The organism is Clostridium carnis (genome assembly GCF_054657435.1).
In genome coordinates this window covers 2,996,347-3,022,560 of record NZ_BAAHYS010000001.1, presented here as the reverse complement: position 1 = coordinate 3,022,560, position 26,214 = coordinate 2,996,347, and the positions used below count along the sequence as shown (strand labels likewise).

General features: G+C 27.2%; 27 protein-coding genes, 1 tRNA gene and 1 other annotated feature. Of the genes, 21 read left to right on the top strand and 7 right to left on the bottom strand.

The features are described 5' to 3' along the window. Position 1 precedes the first annotated feature (1 nt). The 4 genes from ACYQ1T_RS14810 to ACYQ1T_RS14795 all read right to left on the bottom strand — a co-directional run bounded on the left by ACYQ1T_RS14810 (position 2) and on the right by ACYQ1T_RS14795 (position 2,920). Positions 2–166, bottom strand: coding sequence for a hypothetical protein (locus tag ACYQ1T_RS14810; protein ID WP_459836238.1), 165 nt, complete (start codon positions 164–166; stop codon positions 2–4). Positions 167–275: 109 nt separating this feature from the next. Then, complete coding sequence (dapB, locus tag ACYQ1T_RS14805; RefSeq protein ID WP_459836235.1) at positions 276–1,034, bottom strand: 4-hydroxy-tetrahydrodipicolinate reductase; 759 nt, start codon at positions 1,032–1,034, stop codon at positions 276–278. Positions 1,035–1,045: 11 nt separating this feature from the next. Beyond that, a complete protein-coding gene (dapA, locus tag ACYQ1T_RS14800; RefSeq protein ID WP_459836233.1) occupies positions 1,046–1,924 on the bottom strand; it encodes a 4-hydroxy-tetrahydrodipicolinate synthase in 879 nt (292 codons plus the stop codon). Positions 1,925–1,936: 12 nt separating this feature from the next. Continuing rightward, the gene (locus ACYQ1T_RS14795; protein ID WP_459836231.1) at positions 1,937–2,920 is read right to left on the bottom strand and encodes an aspartate-semialdehyde dehydrogenase; all 984 of its coding nucleotides are present in this window, start codon (positions 2,918–2,920) and stop codon (positions 1,937–1,939) included. 207 nt (positions 2,921–3,127) lie between these two features. On the opposite strand from ACYQ1T_RS14795, the gene ACYQ1T_RS14790 reads away from it, so the two are divergent. From ACYQ1T_RS14790 to ACYQ1T_RS14775, 4 genes are all read left to right on the top strand, one after another. Then, positions 3,128–3,379 carry an alpha/beta-type small acid-soluble spore protein gene (locus ACYQ1T_RS14790; protein ID WP_459836229.1) on the top strand — a complete coding sequence of 84 codons (252 nt, stop codon included), beginning with the start codon at positions 3,128–3,130 and terminating at the stop codon, positions 3,377–3,379. Between the two features lie 71 nt (positions 3,380–3,450). Then, positions 3,451–4,197, top strand: a complete 747-nt coding sequence (locus ACYQ1T_RS14785; RefSeq protein ID WP_459836227.1) for a class I SAM-dependent DNA methyltransferase — start codon at positions 3,451–3,453, stop codon at positions 4,195–4,197. 13 nt (positions 4,198–4,210) lie between these two features. Continuing rightward, positions 4,211–5,092: an Hsp33 family molecular chaperone HslO gene (gene hslO, locus ACYQ1T_RS14780; RefSeq protein ID WP_459836225.1), complete on the top strand. Its 882-nt coding sequence runs from the start codon at positions 4,211–4,213 to the stop codon at positions 5,090–5,092. 147 nt (positions 5,093–5,239) lie between these two features. Then, the gene (locus tag ACYQ1T_RS14775) at positions 5,240–5,722 is read left to right on the top strand and encodes a hypothetical protein (protein ID WP_459836222.1); all 483 of its coding nucleotides are present in this window, start codon (positions 5,240–5,242) and stop codon (positions 5,720–5,722) included. A gap of 105 nt (positions 5,723–5,827) precedes the next feature. Here ACYQ1T_RS14775 and ACYQ1T_RS14770 read toward each other — a convergent pair. Beyond that, positions 5,828–5,901, bottom strand: a tRNA-Cys gene (locus ACYQ1T_RS14770). A 119-nt stretch (positions 5,902–6,020) separates the two neighbouring features. Here ACYQ1T_RS14770 and ACYQ1T_RS14765 point away from each other — a divergent pair. After that, positions 6,021–6,692: an HD domain-containing protein gene (locus tag ACYQ1T_RS14765; protein WP_459836219.1), complete on the top strand. Its 672-nt coding sequence runs from the start codon at positions 6,021–6,023 to the stop codon at positions 6,690–6,692. Between the two features lie 65 nt (positions 6,693–6,757). Here the strand turns inward: ACYQ1T_RS14765 and ACYQ1T_RS14760 are convergent, their stop codons facing one another. Next, complete coding sequence (locus ACYQ1T_RS14760; RefSeq protein WP_459836214.1) at positions 6,758–7,459, bottom strand: DUF6873 family GME fold protein; 702 nt, start codon at positions 7,457–7,459, stop codon at positions 6,758–6,760. Between the two features lie 145 nt (positions 7,460–7,604). Here ACYQ1T_RS14760 and ytxC point away from each other — a divergent pair, with 145 nt between their 5' ends. The 11 genes from ytxC (at position 7,605) to ACYQ1T_RS14705 (ending at position 18,668) form a co-directional block, all read left to right on the top strand. Next, the gene (gene ytxC, locus ACYQ1T_RS14755; RefSeq protein WP_459836213.1) at positions 7,605–8,495 is read left to right on the top strand and encodes a putative sporulation protein YtxC; all 891 of its coding nucleotides are present in this window, start codon (positions 7,605–7,607) and stop codon (positions 8,493–8,495) included. A gap of 177 nt (positions 8,496–8,672) precedes the next feature. After that, positions 8,673–9,224, top strand: a complete 552-nt coding sequence (gene infC, locus ACYQ1T_RS14750; RefSeq protein WP_459836211.1) for a translation initiation factor IF-3 — start codon at positions 8,673–8,675, stop codon at positions 9,222–9,224. A gap of 21 nt (positions 9,225–9,245) precedes the next feature. Next, a complete protein-coding gene (rpmI, locus tag ACYQ1T_RS14745) occupies positions 9,246–9,443 on the top strand; it encodes a 50S ribosomal protein L35 (RefSeq protein ID WP_459831081.1) in 198 nt (65 codons plus the stop codon). Between the two features lie 23 nt (positions 9,444–9,466). Beyond that, on the top strand, positions 9,467–9,826 hold the full coding sequence (rplT, locus tag ACYQ1T_RS14740; RefSeq protein WP_459836209.1) for a 50S ribosomal protein L20: 360 nt from the start codon (positions 9,467–9,469) through the stop codon (positions 9,824–9,826). Between the two features lie 142 nt (positions 9,827–9,968). Next, complete coding sequence (locus ACYQ1T_RS14735) at positions 9,969–11,309, top strand: TrkH family potassium uptake protein (protein WP_459836207.1); 1,341 nt, start codon at positions 9,969–9,971, stop codon at positions 11,307–11,309. A gap of 12 nt (positions 11,310–11,321) precedes the next feature. Further along, positions 11,322–11,990 carry a potassium channel family protein gene (locus ACYQ1T_RS14730; RefSeq protein ID WP_459836205.1) on the top strand — a complete coding sequence of 223 codons (669 nt, stop codon included), beginning with the start codon at positions 11,322–11,324 and terminating at the stop codon, positions 11,988–11,990. Between the two features lie 12 nt (positions 11,991–12,002). Further along, entirely contained in the window at positions 12,003–12,782 is a 780-nt protein-coding gene (locus ACYQ1T_RS14725) for a TrmH family RNA methyltransferase (protein ID WP_459836203.1), read from the top strand. Positions 12,783–12,886: 104 nt separating this feature from the next. After that, positions 12,887–13,105, top strand: a binding site (T-box leader). 64 nt (positions 13,106–13,169) lie between these two features. Continuing rightward, entirely contained in the window at positions 13,170–14,189 is a 1,020-nt protein-coding gene (gene pheS / locus ACYQ1T_RS14720) for a phenylalanine--tRNA ligase subunit alpha (RefSeq protein WP_459836201.1), read from the top strand. Positions 14,190–14,204: 15 nt separating this feature from the next. Next, positions 14,205–16,583 carry a phenylalanine--tRNA ligase subunit beta gene (gene pheT / locus ACYQ1T_RS14715; protein WP_459836198.1) on the top strand — a complete coding sequence of 793 codons (2,379 nt, stop codon included), beginning with the start codon at positions 14,205–14,207 and terminating at the stop codon, positions 16,581–16,583. Positions 16,584–16,723: 140 nt separating this feature from the next. Further along, the gene (locus tag ACYQ1T_RS14710; RefSeq protein ID WP_459836196.1) at positions 16,724–17,536 is read left to right on the top strand and encodes a DUF368 domain-containing protein; all 813 of its coding nucleotides are present in this window, start codon (positions 16,724–16,726) and stop codon (positions 17,534–17,536) included. Positions 17,537–17,681: 145 nt separating this feature from the next. Continuing rightward, on the top strand, positions 17,682–18,668 hold the full coding sequence (locus ACYQ1T_RS14705) for a cell division protein ZapA (RefSeq protein ID WP_459836194.1): 987 nt from the start codon (positions 17,682–17,684) through the stop codon (positions 18,666–18,668). A gap of 49 nt (positions 18,669–18,717) precedes the next feature. Here the strand turns inward: ACYQ1T_RS14705 and ACYQ1T_RS14700 are convergent, their stop codons facing one another. Continuing rightward, positions 18,718–19,209 (bottom strand): hypothetical protein, encoded by a 492-nt coding sequence (locus ACYQ1T_RS14700; RefSeq protein WP_459836192.1) that lies wholly within the window; start codon positions 19,207–19,209, stop codon positions 18,718–18,720. 225 nt (positions 19,210–19,434) lie between these two features. Between ACYQ1T_RS14700 and ACYQ1T_RS14695 the strand changes: the two genes are divergently transcribed. From ACYQ1T_RS14695 to ACYQ1T_RS14675, 5 genes are all read left to right on the top strand, one after another. After that, a complete protein-coding gene (locus ACYQ1T_RS14695; RefSeq protein WP_459836190.1) occupies positions 19,435–21,786 on the top strand; it encodes a U32 family peptidase in 2,352 nt (783 codons plus the stop codon). A 14-nt stretch (positions 21,787–21,800) separates the two neighbouring features. After that, positions 21,801–22,160, top strand: coding sequence for a hypothetical protein (locus tag ACYQ1T_RS14690; RefSeq protein ID WP_459836188.1), 360 nt, complete (start codon positions 21,801–21,803; stop codon positions 22,158–22,160). Positions 22,161–22,180: 20 nt separating this feature from the next. Beyond that, a complete protein-coding gene (locus ACYQ1T_RS14685) occupies positions 22,181–24,538 on the top strand; it encodes an endonuclease MutS2 (RefSeq protein ID WP_459836186.1) in 2,358 nt (785 codons plus the stop codon). A gap of 66 nt (positions 24,539–24,604) precedes the next feature. Next, on the top strand, positions 24,605–25,078 hold the full coding sequence (locus tag ACYQ1T_RS14680) for a 2-thiouracil desulfurase family protein (RefSeq protein WP_459836184.1): 474 nt from the start codon (positions 24,605–24,607) through the stop codon (positions 25,076–25,078). Then, entirely contained in the window at positions 25,056–26,087 is a 1,032-nt protein-coding gene (locus ACYQ1T_RS14675; protein ID WP_459836182.1) for a hypothetical protein, read from the top strand. The genes ACYQ1T_RS14680 and ACYQ1T_RS14675 overlap by 23 nt, the downstream gene beginning before the upstream one ends. Positions 26,088–26,214: the final 127 nt, after the last annotated feature.

Genomic DNA, 26,214 nt, shown 5'->3' with positions numbered 1-26,214 from the left:
TTTAATTGCCTGACGGATTGTAGTTTTTGCTTGAGAAACCTTCTCTTTTTATAGAATGATGTTTAGCATTAGGATTATGATTATGACCTTCTTCTGTTATAGGAGTTTGATAATTACATTTTTCCATTCTTGCTTTTTTATTATCTGGTTGACTATCTTTTGGCATAAATATTCCCCTTTCTATTGATGATTCTATTTTAGTTTTCTCTAAAATAAGAGGAATATTACTGGAAATAATCACAAATAAAAATGAAAAATAAAAGAAGTAAATTATATTATAATCCTAAAACATCATTCATATTATAAAGACCTGGTTTAGATATAGTACCCATATACTCACAAGCTTTTAATGCACCAATTGCAAAAACTTCCCTAGATGTTGCTTTGTGAGAAAATTCTATTACTTCTCCTGTTCCAGCAAAAATTACATCATGATCTCCAACTATAGTACCACCTCTTACTGCATGGATTCCAATTTCAGATTTTTCACGTTTACGTTGACCATCTCGACCATTTATATAGTGGATATCTGTAGGAAGTGAATTTTTTATACTATCAGCAAGTAATAAAGCTGTTCCACTTGGGGAATCCACTTTTTGATTATGATGTTTTTCTATAATTTCTATATCATAATTATCATATAATATAGGAGCTACCTTTTGTAGTAATGAACTTAAAAGGTTTATACCAAGAGACATATTTGCTGAACGGAAAATAGGAATAAACTTACTTTTTTCATTGATTATAGTTAAATCTTCTTCTGAATAACCAGTAGAGCAAAGTATTAAAGGTTTTTTAGTTTTTTCTGTAAGCAATAATAAATCGTTAAGAGCCTCAGCTCTAGAAAAATCTAAAAGAACATCATATTCTAATGTCAAATCTGAAGCCTTTTCAAATATAGGATAAGATGCAGGGGCAGGTGATTTAAATAAATCTATTCCTCCTACTATTTCTAAATTATCAAATTGAGAGGAGCACTCTGTTATAACTTTTCCCATTTTGCCAGAGCAACCATTTAAAATTATCTTAATCATTTATTAACTCCTTAAATTAAATTATATTCTTTTAAAGCTTTTTCTAAAGCTTTTTTATTATCTTCTTCCATTTCACAAAGAGGTAATCTAAAATTACCAACATCCATACCCATAATATTTAAAGCAGTTTTTACAGGGACAGGGTTAGTCTCAATAAATAACTTATTTGTTAAATCTAAAGTATCTAATTGTAATGAAAGAGACTTGTCATTATTATTATTTAAATAGGCCATAACTAGGTTGTGCACATCTTTAGGAATAATATTAGCGAGTACTGATATTACGCCTATACCACCTAAAGCTAATATAGGAAGATTTTGATCATCATTACCTGAATATATATCTATGGAGTCTCTACATAATGCTTTCATTTTAGCTACTTGACTTATATTACCACTAGCTTCTTTTATAGCAACTATATTATTATATTTTGAAAGTTCTAATAATTGGTTAGGTGTAATGTTTACGCCAGTTCTACCAGGTACGTTATATAATATGATAGGAGTATTAACGGAATTATTAATTGCTTCAAAATGTTTAATTAACCCTCTATTAGTTGTTTTATTATAGTAAGGTGTAATCACAAGAAGTGCATCAACACCAACACTTTCAGCATATTGACTCATTTCTATAGAGGCCTTTGTATTATTTGAACCTGTTCCTGCAATAACAGGTACTCTTTTATTAATTATATCAACAGTAAATTTTATAACAGATTTTCTTTCGTCTAATGATAATGTAGTGGCTTCACCAGTTGTTCCACAGATTAAAATTGCATCAGTTCCTTCAGAAATATGCCATTCAATTAATTCCTTAAGTTTATCGTAGTTAATTTTATTATCCTTAAATGGAGTAACTATAGCCACTGCAGAGCCTTTAAAAATAGACATAATTATCCTCCTTTACTTTGTTAATAATTCAGCGATTTGAACTGCATTTAAAGCAGCACCTTTTCTTATGTTATCTCCAACAACCCAAAGATTTAAGCCATTTTCAATACTAAAATCTCTTCTTATTCTTCCAACAAATATATTATCTTCACCTGAAACTAAAAGAGGTGTTGGATATTTTAATTCATCTAAATTATCATATACAGTTAGTCCATTAGTATTTTTAAAAAGTTTTATTACATCTTCTAGTTTATATTCATTAGAAAGCTCTACATTTATACTTTCACTATGACTATTTAAAACAGGTACTCTAACTGCAGTAGCAGTAATTTTTAAATCTTTATTATGAAGAATTTTTTTTGTCTCGTCTATCATTTTAATCTCTTCCTTTGTATACCCATTTTCTAAGAATACATCTATATGAGGAAGACAATTTCCAGCTATAGGATATGGAAATTTCTTTGGTAAAATTCCATTAATACCATCTTTTAAGTCTAAAATACCTTGGACACCAGCTCCTGAAACAGCTTGGTAAGTTGAGTAAACTATTCTCTTTATTCCATAATTATCTAAAAGTACCTTTAAAGGAAGCATAGCTTGAATTGTAGAGCAGTTTGGATTTGCAATAATTCCATTATGCCATTTTATATCCTCTGGATTTACCTCTGGAACAACAAGTGGTACATTTTTATCCATTCTCCATGCACTAGAGTTATCAATTACAACAGCGCCATATGATGAGAAAATTGGCGCAAATTTTAGGCTAACATCACCACCAGCTGAAAATAATGCAAAATCAATCTTTTTGTTTTTTATATTATCTAAACAAGTTTCTTCTACTAATACTTCTTTTCCTTTAAAAATAAGAGTAGTTCCTGCAGATCTTTTTGAAGCAAAAAGATATAACTTATTGATTTTGAAATCTCTTTCCTCTAATATTTCTAAAAATTTTCTTCCTACGTTGCCTGTGGCCCCAACGATTGCAACATTATACATTGTGAATCCCCCTTAATATTACTGTATTTGCAATAATCTAAATATTTTAAATTATATACTTATAACTATAGTTAAATATTTCAAAAAATTCAATACTTTATATATAATATATAAAGTTTATACATATAAGTTTCATATAAAATTTAAATAGTATATTAAAAAAGCTTTTGGAAAAAATATAAATATTAAAACATAGGGGGTATTAACATGAGTAAAACACCATTAAAAAAAATAATAAAATCAAAAATAAAATCAAATAAGGAACTTTCAGAAGCTGAGATTTTAAGAGAAAAAATAAAATATGAAATAGCTAGTGAATTAGGATTACAAGATAAGGTAGACGAGTATGGATGGGGTGGATTAACAGCAGAAGAAACAGGGAGAATAGGTGGAATTATGACAAAAAGAAAAAAAGAATTAAAGTTACCTACAAATGATGAAATTTTAGGAAGAAAATAAGTCATTGACTAAAGTAAAATTTACCTATAATATAGTTTTAGTAATGGAAATAAGAGTAATGGGGGAGACAGATGGCATACGGTGAATTTGCTAAAATATATGATGAGTTAATTAATGAAGATATTAATTATGATGAAATGATTTCTAGAATTTTAGAAATTTGTGAAGAGAAAAATATAGAATATAATGATTATTTAGATATAGCTTGTGGAACGGGAAATGTAACTATTAAACTGGCAAAAAGGTTTAAAGAGATATTTGCAGTTGATTTATCTGAAGATATGCTAAGAGAGGCTTTTGACAAATTAAAAAAAGAAAAAATTAAAGGTAAACTTATATGTCAAGATATGAGTGAGTTAAGTTTAAATAGAAAATTTGACTTAATAACTTCAGTATTAGATTCAACTAATTACATAATAGAAGAGAATGCTTTAATTAATTACTTTAAAGGAGTAAAAAATCATTTAAAAGATAATGGAATATTTATTTTTGATATAAATTCTTATTATAAGCTTTCTAATATACTAGGAAATAATATATATACATATAGTGAAGATGAAGTTTTTTATACTTGGGAAAATGTTTTTGAGGAAGAGTTATTAAGTATGTTCTTAACTTTTTTCGTAAAAAAAGGAGATCTGTATGAAAGATTTGAAGAAGAACATTTAGAAAAAGCTTATAAGCAAGAGTATTTAGAATCTATATTGAAAGAAGTTGGCCTTAATGTATTAGGAAAATATGATGGATATACTAATAAAGAAATTAATGAATATAGTGAAAGAATAATGTATGTTGTTAATAAACATACAGAAGTATAGTGGAGGTAACAAAATGGATAAGATTATTAGAGCAACAGCAAAAGATGGAATGGTAAGAATAATTGCAGGAGATACTACTTCTTTAGTAGATACAGCAAGTAAAATACATGAATGTACTCCAGTAGCTAGCGCGGCACTTGGTAGAATGTTAACAGCAGGAGCCTTAATGGGAATTACTTTAAAGTCTGAAAAAGAAGTAATGTCTTTAAAAATAAATGGTGGTGGAGAAGCTAAAGGAATAACAGTAACAGCTTATGAAGGTGCAAAGGTAAAAGGACTTATAGGAAATCCTAGTGGAAATTTACCTTTAAACTCAAAAGGTAAGCTTGATGTAGGCGGATATATAGGTAAAAATGGTGATTTTATTGTAATAAAAGATCTAGGAATGAAAGATCCATATGTTGGTCAAGTTCCAATATATACAGGAGAAGTCGGGGAAGATTTAGCTTATTATTTTACTGTATCAGAGCAAACACCATCAGCTGTAGCTTTAGGTGTTTTAGTTGATAAAGATTTATCAATAAAGGTATCAGGAGGTTTTATTATTCAAATGATGCCAGATGCAGATGAATTACTAGCAGATTTAATTACATATAGATTAGAGGAAATTCCATCCATTACAACTATGCTTCAAGAACATAAAACCATAGAAAAAGTATTAGAATTTATTTTTGAAGGAATGGACTTAAAGATATTGGAAGAAGTAACACCAGAATACACTTGTAATTGTTCAAGAGAAAGAGTAGAAGGGGCTTTAATTTCAATTGGAGAAAAAGAGTTAGAAGAAATATATAAAGAAGGAAAAGAAGAAGAACTTAAATGCCATTTTTGTAATACATCATATAAGTTTACTAATAAAGAAATTGGAGAATTGTTAAATAGAATAAATAAATAAATAAATAAAATTGTGCTTTAGTAGTGAAATCAATAGAAATATTGGTTTCACTACTTTTTTGTTATAGAAAAGTATAGAAATAAAATAATTGGAAATAATAACCAATAAGTAGTTTTGAAATTTATATTGTAAAAGGAGAGAATTATTATGTTAGAATATTTAACTATAGCTTCCATAGGTTTATTTCTATTTAACTTTACACCTAATAAACAAAATGTTTCTTATGAAGACATTAAAAGCAAAAATCCTAGAGTTATAACTGAAATGTCTAGTAATGTTAAAATAATTAAAAAAGAACAAAAAAAGAATTATAAGGATTTAACTGTATATATAACGTATTATACGAACTTTGATGATTTATTACAGGGAGGACAAAATGATAGAAGAGGTGTTCCATTAAAATCTCACGGAGAAAAAATTATAGCAATGCCACAAGATGTTCCATATGGATCATATATAGATATTGAAGATATGGGAAAATTTAAAGTTGTAGATACTGGTGGAGCTATAGTATGGCTAGATGAAAATACATGTAAAGTTGATATATTTGTACCAGATGTAGATTATCAATGGCTATGTAATAATACGGTAAAAGAAATTAAGCAAGCTAAGTTATATATAAATGAATAGTTAGAAAAATATATTTAATATAAAAAGAGGTGAAATTTAAAAATTTCACCTCTTTTTATATATAACTAGAGAATGTTAGGGGGTAAGTGTTGAGAAATATTAATATGGAGGCGCCACCCAGATTTGAACTGGGGATAAAGGTTTTGCAGACCTCTGCCTTACCACTTGGCTATAGCGCCTTAAAATTCAAATGTTATACTTATATGATATACAAAATTAAATTTTTTGATACAAGAAACTAATAAAAAATCAAAATAATACAAATAATATTTTTAGAAAGAATTTTAGGAGTGAAATTATGAGCAGTAATGTTTTTGAACTTATAGAAAGTATATTAATTAAAAGTGATATACCATCAATTGAGTTAATAAAAATAGTAAAAACCAAGGAAGTAAAAGAAAGTCCATTTAATATTTTAAATAAATTAGAGAATATACAACAAGAAAAGGAACATCACCCAGAAGGAAATGTATGGAATCATACTTTGATGGTGGTTGATATGGCAGCAAGAGTTAAAGTGTTTTCTAATAACAAAAAAGAATTTATGTGGGCAGCACTATTACATGATATTGGTAAAATTACAAATACAAAATTTATAAAAGGAAAATGGAGAGCTTATAATCATGATGTAGCAGGTTCAAAGGCAGTTAAAGAGCTATTAAATAAGGTTTCTTCAAATGAAGAGTTTAATAATAAGGTTGTAGACCTTGTTTTATATCATATGCATCATATATATATAAGTAAAAATTTACCTTTTGGAAATGTAGATAAAATGCTAGAAACAAATAATGTTAATGATATAATACTACTATTTATATGTGATAAATTAGGACGGGGAAAACAAAATATAGAGAGTAAAGAAGAAACAATAAAAGAAGTAATAAAAATAGTAGAATTTATAGAAGAAAGAGAAAATAGGAGTTATGAAGATTTAAAAAGTAAGATTTTAAAAATATCCCTAAATTTATAGAGGTGATATATTTTTAGGGATATTTATTAAATAAATATTATCAACATTTATTAATTAATAACGTATTATAACACTAAGAGGCTACCTCTATCATAAAGCTTTCCTTTCTTAAGATATACAGGTTTTACATCATATTTTTTTAAAAATTTCTTAACCTCTTCGCCATATATATAATCATCTAAGTTTCCAAAGAAAGCCATAGTGTTTGAATTAATAAGACCACCAACTCCACCTATAAAACCATAAGATAGTGTAGGAAGAAGTATATCTCCAGGAGGAAGATATAAGACGTCAAATCCTTCTAAAATAAGTTTACTAAAAATACCTTTATCATTTGTAATAATAGCATTTTCATTTACTGGAAGACAGGAGCACTTAGTATATCCTTGATTAACATTAATTATTTTTTTTAAGTTTTGAGTTTTAAGTAAGGAATTATCAGTAAATTTTAAATTATGTATAAAATAATTATCTAAAATTAAAGCATTAATAATTATGTCATTTGGATATTTTGAAGAAAGAGAATTGGAGGTCTCTATAAAAGATATTTTATTTTTAACTAATATTTCTTTAAAATTTTTAGGCATATCTCTATGTATTATAACTTTTTTCGAGTTTTTATTTAAAATATTTAGCTGTATGTCTACGTGTCCATCAATTGCAGGATATACGAATTTAGATTTAGGTATTTCTATACATGAAAACCCTAATTTTCTAAGGTTATATTTTTCTTCAAAGGTGGTTCTATAGTCAATAAAACAAAACATAAAATACTCCTTAACTTATGATTATAAAATTTAAACAATTTCTATTATAAATTAAAATAAACTATTTTTGTCGATTTGTAGAAAATAATTTTTGAATATAGTAAAAATTTTAATACATACTATTATTAAGAAGGGAGTGGAATCCATGCTCGTACTAAAGCTTGTATACAACGATGACTTAGATTTTATTAGAGAGATTCAGGATTTAAGAACTATTCTTAAGAAAAAAAATATAACAATTGGTGTGGTAGAGAGTGTTGAGTTAGATTCTCATATAGTTAAAATTTTATGTGATGATGATAGTTATACTGAAAAGGTTAAAGATATAATTGATTTATATATAAGTAATATTTTATATAAAATTGTTATTGATAAATATAAGGAAAAAGAAATGTTTGACTTTTTAATAGACAATTATTTCTTCTTAAAACAAGATGAAATAATTGAAGTAGAAGAAGAAATAATGAAGGTTTTGCTATGTGAAGAAGCTTTAAAATGTGATAGTCTTATTTATTGTATGAATAAGATGAATTCAGTAGTAGAAAAAATAAAGGATTGCCTAGAAGAAAATTCAGAAATAAACATAAATGGATTTATAAGATTTAGAATGAGAGAACTTAGAGAAGATATAGAAAATATAATAGATAAAGTTGTAGAGAATTATATGGTAGAAAAAGAATATAAGGAATTCGTAAAGCTACTTAAATATTTTGTTGAAATTCAAGAAAGTAAAATAGATGAGGTTGATATTATAATTTCTGAGGGAGGAAGTTATTTACTAAAAGATAAATTAGGTAATGATATTTTCAATGAATTTATGAAGGAACTTGTAGAATGTAGAATAGATACAGATGCTAAAATGGAAGATATTATAATAAGTGGATTAATAACAAATGCACCTAAAAGTGTAATAATTCATGGAGAAAACAATTGTTTGAATAAAGAGTTTTTAGAAACTATAACTAATGTGTTTGGAGAAAGAGTACATTTTTGTAAAGGATGTTCACTTTGTAATATTAAACAAATTAAGTTTTAAAATTATGTTGACAACTAATATATGCGATGATAAAATATCAATTGTTAAGAAGGAACATAACCGTTTCTCACCTTACGGCAATGCTTAGTAGGGTAATTATCTAGAGTTATCGCTGAAAGTTGTTCAGCTTAAGATAGGATAATAAGGACGGTAATATACCGTCCTTTTTATTATATAATGTTTTCTCATTGGTATAACTTATCGGAGGTGAATAATATTAGTAAAAATTATTCTATTAATGAAGATATAAGAGAGAAAGAAATTAGAGTTATAGATGCTGATGGAAGTCAGCTTGGAGTTATAGCTACTAGTGAAGCTCTTAAGATTGCAGAAGAGAAAGAATTAGATTTAGTAATGATTTCTCCAGGTGCAAAGCCACCGGTATGCAAAGTAATGGACTTAGGAAAGTTTATTTATGAGCAATCAAAAAAAGAAAAAGAAGCCAAAAAGAAACAAAAAGTAACAAGTGTTAAAGAAGTAAGATGTAGTCTTAATATCGAAGAACACGATATAGCTATTAAAGCTAAAAATGCTAGAAAGTTCCTATTAGATGGGGATAAAGTTAAAATCACTGTTAGATTTAGAGGAAGAGAAGCAGAATTAGGTCATTTAGGAAAAAGAATTCTAGATAACTTTGCTTCAAAACTAGAGGATATTTGTATAGTTGAAAAACATGCAAAACAAGAAGGAAGAAATATGACAATGATTTTAGGTCCTAAAAAAGCATAACCTGAGAGGAGGATTTTTATCATGCCAAAAATGAAGACGCACAGAGGTGCAGCAAAGAGATTTAGAAAGACAGGTACAGGAAAGCTAAAAAGAGCTAAAGCTTTCAAAAGCCATATCTTAACAAAGAAAAGTGCTAAGAGAAAGAGAAACTTAAGAAAAGCTGCTTATGTTTCAACAACTCAAGAAAAAGCAATGAAGAAATTATTACCATATCTATAAGATATAATTAGGAGGATAGAAACATGGCAAGAGTTAAGAGAGCGGTTAATAGCCGTAAGAATCATAAAAAAGTTTTAAAGCTTGCAAAGGGATATTACGGTGGAAAAAGCAGATTATTTAAAACTGCTAATGAATCAGTAATAAGAGCTTTAAGAAATGCTTATGTTGGAAGAAGATTAAAGAAGAGAGATTTCAGAAGACTTTGGATAGCAAGAATAAATGCTGCAACAAGAATGAATGGTCTTTCATATTCTAAATTTATAAATGGAATCAAATTAGCTGGAATAGATATGAACAGAAAAATGTTATCAGAAATAGCTATAAATGATCCAAAAGCATTTGCAGATTTAGTAGAAGTAGCTAAAAGTCAGTTAAGCAAGTAATTTTAAATGCGACCTCTAGGTCGCATTTTTTTGTATATTTATATAAATTTTTTATGCAATTACTTATAATTTGGAAAAATTAGTGTATAATAGTTAAAGTAATATTAACAAAATAAAATAGAAATACCTTTGAGGTGAGTATATGCAGTTTAGTTTAAAGAAAAATATAAAATTGAAAGGTGTACAAATTTTAGCATTAGGATTTTTATCTCTAATTTTATTAGGGGGCATAATTTTATCATTGCCTATTTCTTCAGCCAGTGGAGAAGGAACTAATTTTTTAGATTCTGTATTTACAGCTACATCTGCAGTTTGTGTAACAGGATTAATTACCTTAAATACAAGTGCTCATTGGAATACATTTGGGCAAGTAGTGATTATATTATTAATAGAAATAGGTGGACTTGGCTTTATGTCATTTACAACACTGATAGCTATTATATTAGGTAAGAAAATAACATTAAGAGAAAGATTAGTAATGCAAGAAGCTATGAATACTTTTGCTATACAAGGCTTAGTTAAAATGGTTAAGTATGTTTTAATATTCACAGTTTCAATCCAATTTTTTGGAGCACTTTTATTATCAACACAATTTGTTCCAGCGTTTGGACTAAAAAAAGGATTATTTTATAGTGTATTTCATTCAATTTCCGCTTTTTGTAATGCTGGATTTGATTTATTTGGAGATAGTTTAGTAGGATACTCCAGTAATGCTGTTGTAATATTAGTAATAAGTGCATTAATTATAATAGGAGGCTTAGGATTTACTGTTTTAATAGAAATCTATCAATTAAAGGGATTAAAAAAGCTATCTATACATGCAAAATTAGTAATATTAGTGACTACAGTATTAATAATAGGTGGTGCAATTTTAATGTTCTTATTTGAACATAGAAATCCAGGTACAATAGCAAGTATGACTTTTAAAGATAAGGCGTTAAATTCACTTTTTGCTTCTGTTTCGCCAAGAACAGCTGGATTTAATAGTATATCTACTAGTGATATGACTATGGCAGGTAAATTTTTAACTATAATATTAATGTTTATAGGTGGTTCACCAGGATCAACAGCTGGAGGACTTAAAACAGTTACTTTCGGTATACTTATTTTAACTGTTATATCAGTAATAAGAGGAAGAGAGGATACTGAAGTATTTGGTAGAAGATTTACAAAAGAAGTGGTATATAAAGCTTTTTCTTTGTTCTTTATAGGAGGAGCTCTTGTGATTATAGTAACAATGATGTTATCTTATACAGAAACTGGAACTAGTTTTTTAGATTTATTATATGAAACTACTTCAGCTTTAGGAACAGTAGGATTAACTACTGGATTAACACCTAATTTAAGCTCTATAGGTAAAATACTTATAATGACAATGATGTATTTAGGGAGAGTTGGACCACTAACAATAGCCTTAGCATTAACAAGAAAAAGAAAGAAAACTGGATATAAATATCCAGAAGGAAAAATATTAATAGGTTAGGGGATGAAATAAATGGCAAACAAACAGTTTGTTGTAATTGGTTTAGGAAGATTTGGATATTCAGTAGCAAAGACTTTATATGAATTAGGAAATGATGTTTTAGCAATAGATATGAATGAGGATATTGTGCAAGAAATTTCAGATAGTGTAACTCATGCAGTTCAATTAGATGCCACAGATGAAAATGCCTTAAGATCTTTAGGAATTAGAAATTTTGATGTGGCAGTGGTTACAATAGGTGATAATATACAATCAAGTGTAATGGCTACATTGTTAGTAAAAGAATTAGGTGTTAAGTTTATAATTGCAAAAGGTCAAAGTGATTTACATGCAAAAGTACTATATAAAATAGGTGCAGATAGAGTTGTTTTACCAGAAAAGGATATGGGAGTTAGAGTAGCTCATAATTTAGTATCTGCTAATATTTTAGATTATATAGAATTATCATCAGATTATAGTATAATGGAAATTCAAGCTTTAGATGAATGGGCAGGAAAATCTTTAAGTGAATTAAGATTAAGAAGTAAGTATGGAATAAATGTTATGGCTATAAAAAATGGGGAAGATGTAAATTTATCACCATTAGCAGAGGATAAAATTGCATTAAATGATATAATAGTCGCTATTGGATCAGCAGATGACTTAAGTAAGTTAGAAGGAATGATAGTTAAATTAAACTAAAGAGGTGTTGACTTGATTCATATTGAAAGTAAAGAGAATAATTTGTTTAAGGTAACAAAAAAACTTAAAGAGAGAAAAAATAGATTAAAAGAAGGTAAATATATAATTGAAGGTTTTAGGTTAATAGAGGAAGCATTTAAAGCAAAAGTTAAAATAGAATATATTATGGTTTCAGATAAGTTAGTAGAAAAAGTTTATGAATATATAGGGAATTATCTAAATGAAGATACTAATATATATACTATAAGCGAAAGTTTATTGATACAGTTAACATCTACCGAAACACCACAAGGCGTAATTGCAGTTGTGGAAAATATAGAAGTTCCTAAAGAAATAACAGGAGACTTTTATCTTTTATGTGATAAGGTTCAAGATCCAGGTAATTTAGGCACCATTATAAGAACAGCTCATGCAGCAGGAGTTAATGGAATAATACTTACTAAGGGAACTGTAGATATATATAATGATAAAACTATAAGGTCAACTATGGGGTCATTATTTCATATACCTATTATCTATGAAGATGAAAATTATACATTTATAAATAAGCTCAAAAATGATGGATTTAGTCTTGTTGCAACATCTCTTAAAGAGTCAAAAAATTTTTTTGATGAAGATTTAGGTGGTAAGGTAATATTATCTGTTGGAAATGAGGGAAATGGAATTAGTAAGGAAGTTTTTAGTATGGCAGATAAAAAAGTTAAAATACCTATGCCAGGTGGAGCTGAATCTTTAAATGTAGCCATAGCAACCTCAATAATTTTATTTGAAAAAGTAAGACAAAAACAATAAGTATAATAGAAAAAAATATTGTTTTAGGTTAATTATAACAAATAACTTTAAAATACTATTGAAATATAAAGGTTTTATTTGTATAATAAGTTGTAAATAAATATGTAAAGACAATGAATGAGAAAGTAGATGTAGAGAAATTTTCAGGGAGAAATGGTCTTAGACTGAAAGCCATTTTAAAGGAATCTATATTGAAGTTCCCTCAGGAGTCCTAGCTATGAAATTATAGTAGTTGCTAGCGGGTTAACCGTTATTTAAATTAAGTTGGGTTTCTAAAATTTTAGAACCAATTAGGGTGGTAACGCGGATACTCCGTCCCTTTTAGTAGGGATGGGGTTTTTTTATATCCAAAAACCATTTTTAATTAATTAAAAGGAGGAAGTAAAAATGCAAGAAAAGCTAATTGCAATTAAAGAAGCTGCATTTTCTGAAATAGAATCAGTAAATACTAGCGCAGCACTTGAAGAGATTAGAGTAAAGTATTTAGGAAAAAAAGGTGAATTAACTACAATTTTAAGAGGAATGGGAACTTTATCAGCTGAAGAGAGACCAGTTGTAGGAAAACTAGTTAATGTAGTTAAAAAGGAAGTTGAAGATAAGATAGAAGAAATTTCTACTAGAATAAAAGAAAAAGAGAAAAATGAAAAATTAGCATCTGAAGTAATAGATATTTCTATGCCAGGTAAGAAGAAAATTATAGGTAAAAGACATCCTTTAGATTTAACACTTGAAAGTATGAAAGAAATATTTATTTCAATGGGATTTACTGTTGAAGAAGGTCCAGAAGTTGAACTTGATAGATATAACTTTGAAGCTTTAAATATACCAAAGGATCATCCAGCTAGAAGTGAACAAGATACATTTTATATAAATGATAATCTAGTACTAAGAACACAAACTTCACCAGTTCAAATAAGAGTTATGGAAAATCAAACACCACCTATAAAGATGATTGCTCCAGGAAAAGTTTATAGATCAGATGCAGTTGATGCTACTCATTCACCTATATTCTATCAAATGGAAGGTCTTGTAATTGACAAGGGAGTTACATTTGCTGATCTTAAAGGAACATTAGAATTATTTGCAAAGAAAATGTTTGGTGATAAAGTAAAAACTAAGTTTAGACCACATCATTTCCCATTTACAGAACCATCAGCAGAAATGGATGCAACATGTTTTGTTTGTGGAGGAGAAGGTTGTAGAGTATGTAAAGGTAGCGGATGGATAGAACTTTTGGGTTGTGGAATGGTTCACCCTCAAGTTTTAAGAAATTGTGGAATTGATCCAGAGGTTTATAGTGGATTTGCATTTGGATTTGGAGTAGATAGAATGGTAATGCTTAAATACGGCATAGATGATATCAGATTATTATACGAAAGTGATATGAGATTCTTAAATCAATTTTAGTAGGAGGTAAAAAGGATGAAAGTACCATTTAATTGGCTGAAAGATTATGTAGAAGTTAATATAGACGCAAAAGAATTAGGAGATAGATTAACCTTATCAGGTTCTGCTGTTGAAGAGGTAATAATACAAGGGGATACAATAAAAAATGTTGTAACTTGTCAAATTACTGAAATAACACCTCATCCAGATGCTGATAAATTAAAGGTATGTCAAGTTAATATTGGAAAAGAGGAGCCTATACAAATAGTTACAGCTGCTACCAATATGAAGGAAATGGATAAGGTTCCAGTAGCCTTACATAAATCAATTCTTGCAGATGGAACAGAAATTAAAAAAGGTAAATTAAGAGGAATTGTATCTAATGGAATGTTTTGTTCAGAAGAAGAGTTAGGTATTGCTGAAGATGAGCCAATACATGGGCTAATGATATTACCACAAGATGCTGAAGTTGGAATAGATATAAAAGAATATTTAGGGTTAAACAAAGCTATTCTTGATTTCGAAATAACTTCAAATAGACCAGATTGTTTAAGTATAGTTGGAATGGCTAGAGAAACAGCAGCAACTATAAGATCAACTTACAAAATGCCAAGTTTAGATTATATAGTTAAAAATAGTACTAATATAAATGATGAATTAAAGGTTGAAGTTAAGGATGATTTATGTAGAAGATATATGGCAAGAGGAGTTAAAAATGTTAAAGTAGCTCCATCACCAGCTTGGATGCAAGAAAGACTTTTAGAAGCTGGAGTTAGACCTATAAATAATATAGTTGATATAACTAATTTTGTAATGCTTGAACTTGGTGAGCCTATGCATGCCTTTGATGCAAGAGAAATAGAAAGTAAGAAAATAGTTGTTGAAAGAGCTAAAGATGGAGAAAAATTTACTACATTAGATGAAATAGAAAGAGAATTAGATTCAAACTTCTTATGTATTAAAGATGGTGATAAAACAATAGCTTTAGCTGGTATTATGGGGGGATTAAACTCAGAAATAAAAGAAGATACAAAAGAAGTTATTTTTGAGTGTGCAAACTTTGATGGAACAAATATAAGAGTTAATTCTAAGAAGTTAAACTTAAGAACAGAAAGTTCATCAAGATTTGAAAAGGATATAGATCCTAACTTAGCAGCATTAGCATTAGATAGAGCTTGCTCTTTAATTTGTGAATTAGGCTGTGGAGAGGTAATGGAAGGAACTATAGATGTTTATAATAAAAAGAAAGAAGAGTCAAGTATAGAAGTAGATTCAAAGTGGATTAACACTTTCCTTGGAACAGATATATCTAAAGAAGAAATGAAAAAATGCTTAGATTCTTTAGATTTAAATACTATTATAAATGGAGATATCCTTAATATTAAAATACCTACATTTAGAATTGATATTGCAATTAAAGAAGATATTGCTGAAGAAGTAGCGAGAATATATGGATATGATATTATACCAACAACTATATTTAAGGTTTCTACAGAAAGAGAGCCTAAATATAAAAATGAATTATTAACTGAAAATGTTATTAAATCAATGATAGGTAGTGGAGTGAATCAATCAATAAGTTATTCATTTATATCTCCTAAAGTATTTGATAAAATTAAGTTACCTATAGATAGTCCTCTTAGAAATGTAGTTAAGATTAAAAATCCATTAGGTGAAGACTATTCAGTAATGAGAACAACAACTATACATTCAATGATGGAGTGTTTAGGTAGAAACTATTCAAGAAATAATGACTATGTTAGATTATTTGAAGTTGGAAAGATATATATTCCAAATAATGATGAAACAAAACTTCCTACTGAAAAAAATATATTAACAATAGGTATATATGGTGAGTGTGATTATTTAGATCTTAAAGGAATAGTTGAAAATGTAATAGATGGACTTGGAATAACTAAAGAATCATATATAAGAGAAAGTGAAAATTCAAGTTATCATCCAGGAAAAATAGCAGCATTAATGATTGGAAAATCAAAAGCTGGAGTTTTAGGAGAAGTTCATCCAGATGTTACAGAGGAATATGGAATAGATGCTGAATGTTATATTGCAGAATTAGATTTAGATATATTATTTAATAATGCAGAAGTTACTAAAAAATATAAAGCTCTTCCTAAGTTCCCGGCAGTAACTAGAGATATAGCATTATTAGTTAATGACGAAACTTTAGTTCAAGAAATTGAAGATACTATAAGAAAAACTGGTGGAGCTTTAGTTGAAACTGTAAAACTATTTGATATATATAAGGGAGCACAAATACCAGAGGGTAAGAAGAGTATAGCTTATGCAATTGCATATAGAGATGAAACAAAAACATTAACAGATAAAGATGTAAATAAGGTACACGATAAAATATTAAGAAGCTTAGAATATAAATTAGGAGCTACTTTAAGATAATAAAAAAATCAAACTCTCTTGAGTTTGATTTTTTTATTAAAAATAAAGAATTTCTAAATATTATCTAAAACATATATTAAGTAAAGTTAACTTATGATAAAATAATAAACGTATTTATTTTTTATAAAAGGAGAAGATATATGGAATTTTTAATGAATGCATTAAAAGGTATGATTATAGGTGTTTCAAACGTTATCCCAGGGGTAAGTGGAGGAACTATGGCTGTTGTAATGGGGATTTATGATAAAATAATTTATACTGTTAATAATTTTTTCAAGGATATAAAAAAGAGTATAATTTTTATAGGATCTCTTGGAATTGGTGCTATAACAGGAATTTTATTATTTACTAATATTATAGATTATCTTTTAAAAAATTATAATGAGCAAACTAATTTTTTCTTTATTGGATTAATATTAGGTACGGCTCCATTACTTTATAAGAAAGCTACTGAGAAAAAAGTAAGTAAAGGAAACTATATAGCATTAGTAATTGGATTTATAATAGTAGCAGGACTTGGTGTATTAGAAAAAACAAATCCAAATACAGCTTTTTTAAGTACATTATTTAAACCAAATATGATAGGATTTTTTATAGCTGGTTTTATAGCAGCAGCAACAATGATTTTGCCAGGAATAAGTGGATCATTTGTATTGCTTTTAATAGGTTTATATGAGCCAATAATTGAAGTAGTTAAAAATTTTGATATTATAAATATGGCTGTAATAGGAGTTGGTGTAATAGGTGGATTTTTATTAATGACTAAACTTATAGAAGGTCTATTTAATAAATATCCTCAAACTGCATATTGCACAATTTTTGGATTAGTAGTAGGATCGGTCTTTGTTATTTTTCCAGGATTTACATTTGGGGTAAGTGGAGTAATATCAATAATTTCATTACTAATAGGATTTGTAATTGCATATATAATTGGAAAAAATGAAAGTAAATAATTTAAATAAAATAAGCTAAAGTATTTTTAATACTTTAGCTTATTTTATTTAAATTATTATTACATTTGATTATCACTATACATTATTTGAAATATTTATGATAAAATGAAATAAAAGATAATTATTATGTTAACGAGGTGTGGGGATGAATACGGTAACAATTAAAATAAATGGAATAGAATATAATCTTAAAGGAAGAGAAAATCAAGAATACTTAGTTAGAATATCAGGATATGTGGATGGAAAAATAAAAGATATTATGGGAAACAATAGAAAACTTAGTTCTACTGCAGTAGCTACACTAGCAGCACTTAATATTGCAGATGAACTTTTTAAGGCTGATGAAGAAATAGAAACTTTAATGAAAAAGAAAGCTTCATTAGAAGAAAGAAATATAACATTAAAAGAAAGATTAAATGAATTAAAAGAAGAGTTTGAGAATGTTGTTAGTGAAAAAGATAAGGAAATAGAAAACCTTAAAAGAAAATTAGAATATTTTGAAGATAGAAATTTATCTGTAGATGAACTAGAGCTAAAGGTTAAATCTTTAACAGAAGAAGCAAAGGTAGTAGAGGACTTAAATAATGAAATAAAATCTTTAAAAAATGAAATATTATTAAAGGAAAATGAAAATTCAGGTTCAAAAGAAAGATTAGATAAACTAAAACAAGAATTTATAAATGTTAAAGAAACAATGGAAAAAGAGATAAAAAAACTACAACGAGAAAGTAGTATAATGAAAAGTAGCAGTGATGACTTAAGAGTTGCAGTAGAAGATTCATATATAAAAATTGCATCATTAGAAGAAGATAATAGGGAACTTTTAAATAATGAAAGAAAATATAAAAATGAAATTGAAGAGTTGAATAAAAAAGTATTAGAAAGTTGCAATAAAGAAGAAATAGATAAATATAAAAGTGAAATACTTAAGCTTGGAAGTCAAATTACAATAATTGAAGATGAGTATAAAAAGATTTCTAAAGAAAAGGAACTACTAAAGACTAAAAATAAGGATGATAGATTTAAATTGCAAAATTGTAAATATAAAGTATTAGATTTAGAAAAAAAATTAGTAGATATACAAATAGAATTAGCTAAAGAAAGAAAAAGCAAAAATCCATTATTAAAATAATAAAAAAGTAAAGCTAAAGGTTACTATCTTTAGCTTTACTTATTAAAAGTTAAAATTCATATATAGTAGATGTATTATCTTCAAGTTCATTTACAGTTATTTGAATATTGGAAATTAAAGAATTATCTTTCTTTTCTATAAGAAATAATTTTTTTGAAAAATTTTCGTTAGAATCTTTAGAAGCATCACAGTTAATAATTAATTTATTATCATTAATATCAAATTTATGGTTTATAAATGGATTATTAATACCATTAAAGTATAAATAATCTTTACCTTCATTTTGAATAGTAAATCCATAAATACCTCTTTCGGATGATTTATTATTTATCATAGATATTAATGCAGGATCAACTAATTCATTTAAATTTATTTCTTTAATTTGTATATTTTCCTCAGTAAAGTCTTCAATTAAAATTTCTTTTTGAATTTTAGATGAAATTTCTGATATAGCAGAAATTGGTTTAGCCTTAATAAGGCTTAGTGATAGTATTATTATAAATAATAGGCTTGTTGAAAATATAAAATATAATTTTTTCATAATAACCTCCCTCAATAAGTCTATTTTAAAAATATATTTATCATAAATATATACATTAATTATGTTAAATATACATAATTTTAGAAAAATAAAGTGAAGTTAATTATATTATAGCTATTATATAGAACAATAGAAAAATATTAGAATTTATGATATATATATTTAGTAAGAAATTATTTTAATATATATTATAAAATTAATATATAAGCAGTAGGAGAAAACAGTATGAATAAAATAGAAATTTTAGCTCCCGCAGGAAGTATGGAAAGTCTTTTTGCCGCAATTAATAAAGGAGCAGATGCAGTTTACTTAGGTGGAAATAAATTTTCAGCTAGAGCATATGCATCAAATTTTGATAATGATAATATGATAAAGGCTATAGATTATGCACATAGCTATGGGGTTAAAGTATATGTAACATTAAATACAATTTTAAAAGAAAATGAAATTGAAGAGGCAGTAAGATATGTTGGGTTTTTATATGAAATAGGCGTAGACGCGCTAATATTACAAGATTTAGGATTGTTTAAAAGAGTAAAAGAAGACTATAATGATTTTGAAATACATGCATCTACACAAATGACAATACATAATGGTGAAGGAGCTCTATTTTTTAAAGAAAAGGGATTTCATAGAATAGTCTTATCAAGAGAGCTTTCAGTAGATGAAGTAAAATATATATCAAAAGACTTAGGAATAGAAACAGAGATATTTGTACATGGGGCCCTTTGTATTTCTTATTCAGGGCAATGTTTAATGAGCTCAATGATAGGGGGAAGAAGCGGAAATAGAGGAAGGTGTGCACAACCATGTAGAATGGAATATACACTTAAAGGAAAAACTTCAGGAGAGAGAAGTGCGTACTTACTTAGTCCAAAAGATACATGTACTATAGAAGATATGGATGAAATAATAGCTTCAGGTACATCATCACTAAAAATAGAAGGAAGAATGAAAAGAGCAGAGTATGTAGCAGGAGTTGTAGATAATTACAGAAAAGCTTGTGATAAGGTATTATTTAATAAAAAATATAATGTTTATAATGGAAAAAGAGAATTATTACAATTATTTAATAGAGGTGGATTTTCTAAAGCATACTTACATAAAAATGTTGGAAAAGATATGATGAGTTATAAGCATCCACGAAATACTGGTGTACCATTAGGTAGAGTAGAAAGTAATGGAGAGATAGTATTAAAGGAAAATATATCATTAGGAGATGGATTTAGATTTAAAGACAAGGGTTTTGCAGTAAATAAAATAACATTAAATGGAGTTGAAGTAAAAGAAGCTAAAGAAGGTGAAATGGTTAAACTATTTCCAATAGCATATAAAAAAGGAGATGAACTTTTTAAATCATTAGATAAGAAGTTATTTGATAGTTTAGAAGAATATATAAAGCCTTATAATAAAAAAATAAATTTAAATGCTAAAGTAATATTTAAGCAAGGTTTTCCTATGACTATTGAGGTAAGATATAAAAATAAAGATTATAAGTTTAGTGGGGCAGAAGTTGAAAAAGCTTTAAAGAAGCCGTTAGAAAAAGAAAGAATAGAAGAAGCTTTAAAAAAATCAGGAGATTGTACTTTTAAATTTGATAAAATAGAATTTACAGAATATGAAAATGGATTTTTAAGAATTTCAGATTTAAATGCTTTAAGAAGAGAGGCTTTAGAAGGAATACAAAAAAGTATAACAAAATCATATAGAAGAAAACGTCCGGAAAAATTAAACGAGAAGCCTATTAATTACTGTAATAAATCTTTAGATATAGTATATCAATGTATTACTAAGATGCAATTAAAAGCATTAGTTGAAAGTAATTTTGAAAATATTGCTTTAGATATTTTTAGTAGAGATAAAGATGCTTTAAGAATAGCAGATGTTAAGGAACTTTATAATAATAACAATAAAATAAATATATTTATTAAAATTCCTAATATAATTAAAAATGAATTTAATAATGTTATAAAGGTAGTAGATGAATTAAAACCGTATATAAAAGGATTAATTACAGTTAATGCAGGTATAATAAAAAAGTATCAAGATGAATTATATATTATTGGTGACTATAAATTAAATATAGTTAATTCAGAATCATTAAAGTTCTATCAAAATGAAATAAATATTCCAACATTAAGCTTAGAGTTAAATCGTAGAGAAATAAAAGAAATTTTAAAGAAAAACAAAGGAAATATACAAAGTATTATATATGGTAAAACAGAACTTATGATTAGTGAGTATTGTCCTATAGGAAGTACATTTGGAGAAAAATCATCTTGCAGAGAATGTAATGTAGCATGTTCAAGAGATGAATTTAAACTAGTTGATAGAATGAAAGAAAGCTTTAGAGTAATGACTGATATTTATTGTAGAAGTTATATATTAAATCCAGTTCCGTTAAATTTAATAGAAGAGAAGAAGGATTTAATTGATATTGGAGTAAATTCTTTTAGAGTAGAATTTAGAGATGAAAGCTATGAGGAAGTAAAAAAAGTAATAAAAATGATAAATGGAGAAGAAACTGTAAATACAGCAAAATATACAAAAGGACACTATAGAAGAGGAATAGAGTAGATAGGAGAGCGATTATGAGCATTAACATAATTAAACTATTATTGATAGGGACTTTTATATTAACAATAATGGTTATAATAGGTACTATAAAAATAAAAAATAGTCCTAGTTTATTAAATGCATCAAAAGAAGATAAAATAAAAGGAATAACTTTGATTAAAAATTTATGGAAAAACCAAATAATAATGGCAGCTATTTCTATAACTTTATTAGTTATTTTATTTATTGTAGAAGATAATTTAAAGGAATTTGTTAAAACAAGTATTACAATAATATCAGAGATATTTGTGGTAATAGCAGCATTAATGACTGTAAAAAATTATAATAAGTTTAAAGTTAGTTTTTCTAAACTTTTTACTAAATTTAATAATTAATTGAGATAAAAGGAGTAATTATGGACGAAAAAGCTCTAAGAGTATTAGAATTCGATAAAGTTAAAGAAAAATTAAAATTTTTTGCTGTAACTTCAAGTGGGAAAGAATTAGTAGAAAATTTAGAGCCATATAAGACATTATTTGAAGTTAAAAATAAGTTACAAGAAAGTAATGAAGCCTTAGATTTATTAATAAGAAAAGGTGCACCTCCATTTGAAGGATTATTTGATGTTAGAGAATCTGTTGAAAGAGCTAAAAAAGGTGGAGTCTTATCTCCAGGGCAACTTCTTAGAATTGGCGGAATGTTAAGATGTACACGAAGATTTAAGGAATATATTTCTAGAGGTGATGAAGAAATAAAATACCCTAAATTAGAAGATTTAGCATATTTATTGATTCCAATAAAAAAATTAGAAGATGATATTGAACTAGCAATAGTATCAGAAGATGAGATAAGCGATAGAGCTAGTAGTACATTACATGGAATAAGAAGAAGCCTAAAAGAAAAAAACTCATCAGTAAGAGAAAAAATAAATGGAATTGTTAGAGCTAACTCAAAGTATCTTCAAGACAATCTATATACAATGAGGGGAGATAGATATGTACTTCCTGTTAAAGCGGAATATAAAGGTGCAGTACCAGGGTTAGTTCATGATCAAAGTTCTACGGGAGCAACACTTTTTATAGAACCTATGAGCTTAGTTAACTTAAATAACGAAATAAAAGAGCTTAAATTAAAGGAAAAGGCGGAAATTGAAAGAATTTTAATGGAGCTATCTTTAAAAGTGTATGAAAATATAGAAGAAGTAAAAAATAATTCAAAAATATTATCGGAATTAGATTTTATATTTGCAAAAGGTAAATATGCATCATCATTAAATGCCATATGTCCTTATGTTAATGAAGATAAAAGCTTTGATATTATTCAAGGAAGACATCCTTTAATAGATCCTAAGATTGTTGTACCATGTGATATATATTTAGGTAGAGAGTTTAATACATTAATGATTACTGGACCAAATACTGGAGGTAAAACAGTAACATTAAAAACAGTAGGGCTATTACATCTTATGGCATTAAGTGGTATGCTTATTCCAGCCAAAGATGCATCTACAATTAGTTTTTATACTAATATTTTTGCAGATATTGGTGATGAGCAAAGTATTGAACAATCGTTATCTACATTTTCCTCACATATGACTAATATAGTTAAAATTATGGAATTAGCAGATGAAAACTCATTGATTCTTTTTGATGAATTAGGTTCGGGGACAGATCCAGTAGAGGGTGCTGGATTAGCAGTTGCAATTTTAGACACTTTAAGAAATAGAGGAGCAAGACAAATTGCAACCACTCATTATAGTGAATTAAAAGGATATGCATTAAAGACTGAAGGAATAGAAAATGCTTCTGTTGAGTTCGATGTTGAAACATTAAAACCAACATATAGACTTTTAATAGGAATACCAGGTAAATCAAATGCCTTTGAAATATCAAAAAGACTTGGACTAAATGATGATGTAATTAGTAAAGCTAAAAATTATATATCAGAAGAAAACTTGCAGTTTGAAGATTTAATAAGAGATCTTCAAGAAAAAAGTATTATAGCTAATAGAGATGCACGAGAAGCAAGTAAAGCAAAAAAAGAAGCTGAACTACTAAGAAAAAAATATGAAGAAAAAATTAGCCGTTTAGAAGAAGTAAGAGATAAAGCATATGAAGATGCACGAAGAGAAGCAAAGAATATAGTATCTAAAGCAAAAGATGAAGCAGATGATATTCTAAAAGCCATGAGAGAATTAGAGAAGATGGGAATAGAATCTGGAGGAAGAAAAAGATTAGAAGAAGAGAGAAAAAAATTAAAAGATAGCCTAGAAGAAAGAGAAGCAGCTATATACAAGATGAAAGAAAATCAAGGAGAAGTTATAGATAAAGTTGTTTTAGGAATGGATGCTTTTCTTCCATCGTTAAATCAAAAAGTTATAATTATTTCAATGCCTGATTCAAAGGGAGAAGTACAAGTTGAAGCTGGTATTATGAAAATTAACGTAAAACTTAAAGATTTAAGAAAAGTAAGTGGAACTCCTGTGAAAAAAGAAAAGAAGAAAAGAGAACTTAAATTAAATTTAGCCTCTGTTGAAAGTAGAATTGATTTAAGGGGAATGGATTCGGAAGAAGCTTGCTTTAGAACTGACAAATATTTAGATGAAGCGTATATGAGTAACTTAGGAGAAGTAGTAATTGTTCATGGTAAAGGAACTGGAGTTTTAAGAAAAGCAATTAATGATATGTTAAAGAGACATCCACATGTTAAAACCTATAGATTAGGAGTATATGGAGAAGGTGGAGATGGAGTTACTGTTGTAACTTTAAAGTAATATTAAAAGAGACTCATGTTTTAGAGTCTCTTTTGTGTTATAATAGTATTAGAATGAGGTGATGGAATGTATTTAATTAGCAGTTGTTTATGCGGTGTTAATTGTAAATATAATGGAGGAAATAATCTAAATAAATATTGTGTTAAGTTACTTAAAGCTGGAAAAGCTATATTAGTATGTCCTGAGCAATTAGGTGGGCTTAGTACTCCAAGAATTCCAGCTGAGATTCTAGGGACAGCTGAGGGGGTAATAAGTGGAAAAGATAAAGTTTTAAATAAGGATGGAAGAGATGTAACAAATGAATTTTTAAAAGGTGCTAAGGAAACTTTACATATTGCAAAGGAAAGTAAAGTTAAAGTTGCAATTTTAAAAGAGGGAAGTCCATCTTGTGGAGTAAACTTTATATATAATGGGAAATTTAATGGAATCAAGATAGAAGGTAGAGGAATAACTACAAGTATTTTAGAAAGTGCTAATATAGAAGTTATAAGTGATATAGATATGGAGGACTATAGGAATGGGATTTTTAGATCTTTTTAAAAGAAATAAAGCTTACATAGATAAGTATGATGAAATAGATAATAATGAATATGAAGATGAACAAATAGAAGAAGTTAAAGAAGAAAAAAAACAAGAAGAGATTAAATTTAATATAAATTTAGAGGTAGAAGAAATTAAAAATGAGCCTGTAGAAGAAAAAGTTAATTTAAAAGTCCTAAGTGAAAAAGAAATAGAAGAGTTAATAATAGGAGAAATTCTTAATGTTATAGATAACTATGATAACTTTAAAGATATGGAAATCTATGCAAAAGAGGCTTCTAAAAATATAGGAAAAGAGTATTTAAGTCTATTACCTAATTTTATTCATGGAAAAGTATCTAAACCAAGCAAATTTAGAGGAAAATATGATGAGCTTGGAGAATGGAATATAGTTGTTGAGAATGTAGTTTTAATGATTATCTTTAACTATAAAGAAGATTCTATAGAATATTTGGAGAAAATTGCATATGGAAATAATCAAATAAAATTAAAGGCAATAAATTTATTATGTAAATTAGCTTCTGAAGATGTTAAAACAGATAAAGTATTAGAGGGGCTTATGAATCATTTGGTAAATTTTTCTGATGAGGATAAAATCATAATATTTGGATTTATGTCTCAAATAAAGGGAAATAATAAAGTTATAGGAGTAATTCAACATTTTTACAAAACTTTCGTAAAGGAAGGAGATGTTGTAAAAGGTTATCAAACTCTTATAAAATTAATAAATGCAGCAGAAAGATTTACAGAAGGACATTTAAAATTCTTAAAGACTTTATCTATGGGAAAAAGTATAATAAATTTAGAAGAAATAATGGGAATAGAAAAAAATGATAAAAAAATAATTGATATTGGAAAAATTAGTGATGAATTAAAAGTAAATGCAACAATAACATTTTATACATTAGATAATACTGATGATGACATCAATAGTAAGCTTTATTATTTAAGTGAATATTGCTTAGATAAGGCTTTAAGGGAAAAAGTAAGAGCTGTAATAAAGAAGTAAAGTTAAATGGGAGCTAAATAGCTCTCATTTTAATTTAATAAGAAAATTTAAGAATATAAAAGGAATTAACTTTAAAATATTAAAAAATAATAATATTTTAATAAATACTAGGTTTAAATTTAGTGAT